At 38.2% G+C, this 4,769-nt stretch carries 4 protein-coding genes; 3 read left to right on the plus strand and 1 reads right to left on the minus strand.

Annotated elements, in window-relative coordinates; translation table 11 throughout:
* The 3 genes from CXF78_RS10330 to CXF78_RS10340 all read left to right on the plus strand — a co-directional run.
* Positions 1 to 1,995: hypothetical protein (locus CXF78_RS10330; protein WP_102036722.1), on the plus strand; the 1,995-nt coding region annotated here is incomplete at its 5' end.
* A 124-nt stretch (positions 1,996 to 2,119) separates the two neighbouring features.
* Positions 2,120 to 3,064: a viperin family antiviral radical SAM protein gene (locus CXF78_RS10335; RefSeq protein ID WP_102036723.1), complete on the plus strand. Its 945-nt coding sequence runs from the start codon at positions 2,120 to 2,122 to the stop codon at positions 3,062 to 3,064.
* Positions 3,065 to 3,073: 9 nt separating this feature from the next.
* Positions 3,074 to 3,394, plus strand: coding sequence for a hypothetical protein (locus CXF78_RS10340; protein WP_102036724.1), 321 nt, complete (start codon positions 3,074 to 3,076; stop codon positions 3,392 to 3,394).
* A gap of 116 nt (positions 3,395 to 3,510) precedes the next feature.
* On the opposite strand, the gene CXF78_RS10345 is transcribed toward CXF78_RS10340, so the two are convergent.
* Entirely contained in the window at positions 3,511 to 4,392 is an 882-nt protein-coding gene (locus CXF78_RS10345) for a hypothetical protein (RefSeq protein WP_102036725.1), read from the minus strand.
* Between the last annotated feature and the right edge of the window lie 377 nt (positions 4,393 to 4,769).

A 4,769-nucleotide genomic window follows, 5' to 3' on the forward strand; every position in this document is an offset into this window, starting at 1 on the left:
TCACCTTCTCGAATAGAAGATGTTCTGAAGAAAGCTAATCAGGAAAACTCGATTTCTGACAAATGCTTAGTTTTACTGCTTTCTCATGAAGTAAAATTATCTTTCGCCTTCAATAGTTACCAGATTAGCGGAAAAACACTCAATTCTCCATTTTATGACTTTTTAGTTGAAGTTAAAAATACGTACTTCGCATCTTCTCCATTAGCTTTATACCGAGGGGGAATGAAAACTGTCGCACCAAGCTATTTTCAATTTTTGTGCTGGCTATACGGTAAAGACTATTGTTATTCCAAAGCGTTCTTTGATGATGAGGCGCTTGATGAGCTGAGTGGACAAGAGCGAGCTGGATTGTTTTGGGACTGTTTCGAGTCAATCTCACTTAAATTTTTATTGCTCGATAAGCATCAAAGGACAAATGAGTTAATACGTATTAGTTCTTCAACTGACGATTATGTCGGTCCACTTACAATAGGGGCTAAGAGCTTGGCTAATGGGTTGGATTTCATTAGCTCCTGGGTTAAATTTGAGTCACAAAGTCCAAAAGATTCTTATCGTTTGCATCACATTTTTTATGGATATCATTCGCACTGGGAAGATATTCTAAATTTAGCTAGTGATGAAGTAACAGGTAGCTCTGGCACAACAAAGCAGCTTATAAAATGGCTCGATTACTTTCGTTTTGATTGCATAAAGCTTTCGCTAATAAACACTGATTTAACCAAGGCATCTAAAGATGAGATTGGAGTGTGGGTTCGCGAGGTCGAAGGTTATTTAACCCATATATATGTCGGGTTTTCTTGGGACGAACTGAATAGTAACGAGTTTGAAATCTTCGAGAAAAAAAAGTTTAATGAATTATGTGCCGAGTTCAGTCATGTTCAAATGAGTAAATGGATTGAATGGTCAATACAAGATGATTTTACTAATATCCTAGGGCCTAAAAACAACTCATTTAAACAGTTAAGTGCATGTCATAGAAGATGGATCACAACCGAACACTTTGAGCTTTGGAAAACAATATTTTTAGAGCAGCTTGATGAACTAGCTATTGAAAATCAGTTATCAGTTCTTTCTTGTCGTCCACCTTATAATGAAGGTTACTATTCTGACTGTTTTCAATGGTGGAGTGAACGATTTAGGCTGCTAATACATGCAGATAATTTTCCAAAGCACTTAATTCCCTCTTGGACATCTATTGCCCTACAGAATGGGAGTAGCGAGCAAGCCCAGCCTTATGTCGATAAAAGCATTGGAATCTTGCGTGGAGAGCTATCGAAGTCAACATTAACAAGTGATGAAGTAAAAGCATGCCACAAGCATCTTAAAAGTTTGTTATTTGCTATTGATAAAATATCCACTCAAAAAGGGCTTCGCCATCGATTAATGTTGCAACGCTTTTCAACAGAACCTTATTCTGACGAAAAACTATTGATGAACAGCGGTGCTCTTTATCAAGGTCACTTTTACGATTGGTATACCCCTTTCAATAATTTAGCTCGTGAATGGTTTTGTATATTACAAAACCATGATAAAGAAATTAGGCTAACGAGCGATGAAGAGTTTGAAACAGAGTTCTATACCGCATTTGCTCTTGAACTTTCTGAGTTTTTCTTGAGTCGACTTCGCCTTCGTAAAGGCGAAAAAGAGAAAGATGGAAAATACGATTCTAGTCAAGCAATGGAGCAATCCTCCACTTGGAGGCAAGGTTATTTAAAAGCCTTAGCTGAATTGGGTTTTGATCTAAAAGGTAAGGTTCATAAAACGGTGAATTTTACTAAAAAGTCTGATCCTGATGAGAGTGTTCGATCTATTGCCAATGAATGTTATAAGGCAGTCCGTCGACATGCTAAGAAAAGCCCATCAACTCAAGATATAAAGCGAAGCATCGTGGCAGCCGAATGGTGGCTACTTATGTGTCAGCGGCATGAACTCGGTCTTGAGGTAAAACATGAAGAGGCTCTTAAAACAAGGCGTAACTTAATGCGCCATCCATAAATTACCAATAATTTAAACCATCCAAACTTGGTGTACTGGAGCCTGATGCTCCTTTCGACGCTAGTCGTCCGCCATGTATCAGCTTTTCAGACCTGTATGTGCAGGTCTGCCAAGGAGAATACGTATGTCTATACAAAACAGTTCCGCCGAAAATTCCACGACTTTACTCGTCAACAATGTAGATGAGTTAGTCATTAATTGGCACATCACCGAAGCATGCAACTATAACTGTCGTTATTGTTTTGCTAAATGGGGCAAGCCAAACGAATTACACCGTTCACTTCCTGAGATTGAAACGTTTTTAGATAACTTATCTGAATATTTCATCAAAGGTTCACCACCCTTAAAGAATGAACTTGGTTACGAAAGTGTTCGTCTCAACTTTGCTGGCGGAGAACCAATGCTGCTCGGAAGTACCTTCTTTATAGCCCTGATGCTTGCGAAACAAAAAGGCTTTAAAACCTCCGTCATTACTAACGGGCATTATCTAATCAATAGCCGTCTGGAATTTCCTAAAAATGTGTTGGACATGGTTGGCATTAGTTTTGACAGCCAAGATTTAAACACGCGAATGAAAATAGGAAGAAGTGACAGAAAAGGCAACTCTTTAAGTGTTGAAGAATTAAAAACAGCTATAGGCAACTTAGTTAGTACTCAAAAAGACATCAAAACTAAGATAAACACTGTTGTGAATAGCTTAAATTGTGAAGAAGATTTTTCTGAACTGATTACAGAGCTAAAGCCCTCTAAATGGAAAGTCTTGCAAGTGATGCCATATGGTGATGACGAATTACTAATTTCAAGAAAGAAATTTGATAACTTTGTCGTAGCACATAGAGGCATGGGACTGCCGATTTTTGCAGAGTCAAACTCAACTATGACTGAATCATATTTGATGATAGACCCTAAAGGGCGTTTCTATCAGAACTCTTCGAATGGTACAGGCTATGTGTATAGCGAAAGTATCAACCTATGTGGCGTAGAAAATGCGCTCGTGCAGATCGAGTTTAACCCTATAGCCTTTTCATCTAGATATCGCAAAGTCGATGTTGATGTAGTTGAATTATAGGTGGCTGGTATGAAGTGTGTAATCAGCTTTGAAACAATGCTATCTCGTTCATTTGAATGTGGCGAGGCACAAGAATATCTGAAAGAGCGCCTTGGAGGTGGTGGTTACAATAAGTGTAATCGATGGGATACTTTAACAACGTGGGACGGATTAATTCCAAAAAAATGTGATTGCTGTGTGGGTGGGGATGGTGTTAACAAGAATATATATAACTCTGAGCAAGAAGCACTTTTGTATGCGGATGTTACTTTAAAAGAGGAGGGAATTCGCTTACGCGTTTATAAGTGTCCACATGGTTTTGGGTGGCACCGTACCAAAAAATTGTCTTAAATGATTAGTTCCAGTCATATTCTGATTTAAGATTAAAAAACTGTCTGTAGTGGTCAAGTTAAATTGGCCACTACAAGATAGTGGCTCAAGTTAACAATAATGAAAAGGCTTGATAATTATTGACATATAACGCGAGCTTCAGGTATAAATTCAACGTTCGACGTTTGCGTTACTTCGCCTGTGATGTCGTCAATACACAAGTATGCCACGGTTTGACCATCCTCGGTTATGAATTCTGCTGAATTGACACTCACACTAGATAGTAAGTCTTCTCCAGTTACATGAGTATTACCAGCCCACATCCAGTAACTCATATATATATCGAAGTCGTATTGTTGATGATGCCCGATTGTTGATATTTCAATAGGTGAATATTCGTCAAAGATTGAACTAGCATAGCAAGTCGTTTCAGTAGACCCATCTTCCACAGGAAAGCAATATGCTACAGGGGCTCCTGTAGTATTAGTTTCTCCTGTATCGAACGTGCCAGTCCCCTTATAAAATAAGTAACCGCTAGTCGGATATTCGTTTTCAGTAGGCTTCTCTAACCAAGAAATTACACCATCATCAAGAGGGCCCCCCCATGATCCCAGCCAATCGTTACCCGCAGCAATCCAATCATCGCGTACAAAAGGTTCTGGGAGTGTAATATCAGATATGTCGGTTGCTCTAATGGATGTATCGTCACCCAAAATAAAAGTTAGTTTTGAGAACTGTAAGACACTCCTCATGCTTGTTTTAGGTGAACGTTTGATCTGAAATACAAGTCTAAAAATTGGGGTTGAACTAATTTCGTTTTCGACAGTTACACAATTCCCGTCAGTGCAAGTTTTAACAATCTCAAATTCAATTATATGATCACCGATTGTTTCGATTCTAGATGAAGTCTCAACTGTAATAATTGGATCAGGTATTTCTTCTATAACGTTAGGATCTGATCCTCCGCCACAAGCTGATAATGTTATTGCAAACACCACTGTAATTATTTTTGATTTCATTCTAATTCCTTTTATTAATTGACTTCATTCCTAGAATGGAAGGCCTACATATATTAACTCGTTTTGTTGAAGTACCAAACAGCTACTAGTAAAACTTCGCTTTAAGTCATAAATGAGTGTGTTCTTGTGAGTCTGAATGTCATTCAGACTTAGGAGCCAATGTCCTCGGTTCACTCAAAGCAGCCTTTGAGTTATTGAATAATAATAAATTCTTTAATAAAGCGACTAATTTTATTGAAGTATATCAACATGAAATTGACTACCCGCTTTGGTGGTAAAGTGGTAAGTTGAATATGAAAATCGTTATTCTAGGACTTTAGGACGTGTCTAGTATTCCTAGGCCTTACCAGTTAACAGCGATAGCATAAGTAATGCAA

Origin of the sequence: Shewanella sp. 11B5 (genome assembly GCF_002836795.1) — a bacterium.
Taxonomy (GTDB): Bacteria; Pseudomonadota; Gammaproteobacteria; order Enterobacterales; family Shewanellaceae; genus Shewanella; species Shewanella frigidimarina.

Coding starts and splice junctions, on each gene's coding strand:
- CXF78_RS10345 (WP_102036725.1), bottom strand. CDS start 4,392: ATGAAATCAAAAATAATTACAGTGGTGTTTGCAATAACATTATCAGCT.
- CXF78_RS10340 (WP_102036724.1), top strand. CDS start 3,074: ATGAAGTGTGTAATCAGCTTTGAAACAATGCTATCTCGTTCATTTGAA.
- CXF78_RS10335 (WP_102036723.1), top strand. CDS start 2,120: ATGTCTATACAAAACAGTTCCGCCGAAAATTCCACGACTTTACTCGTC.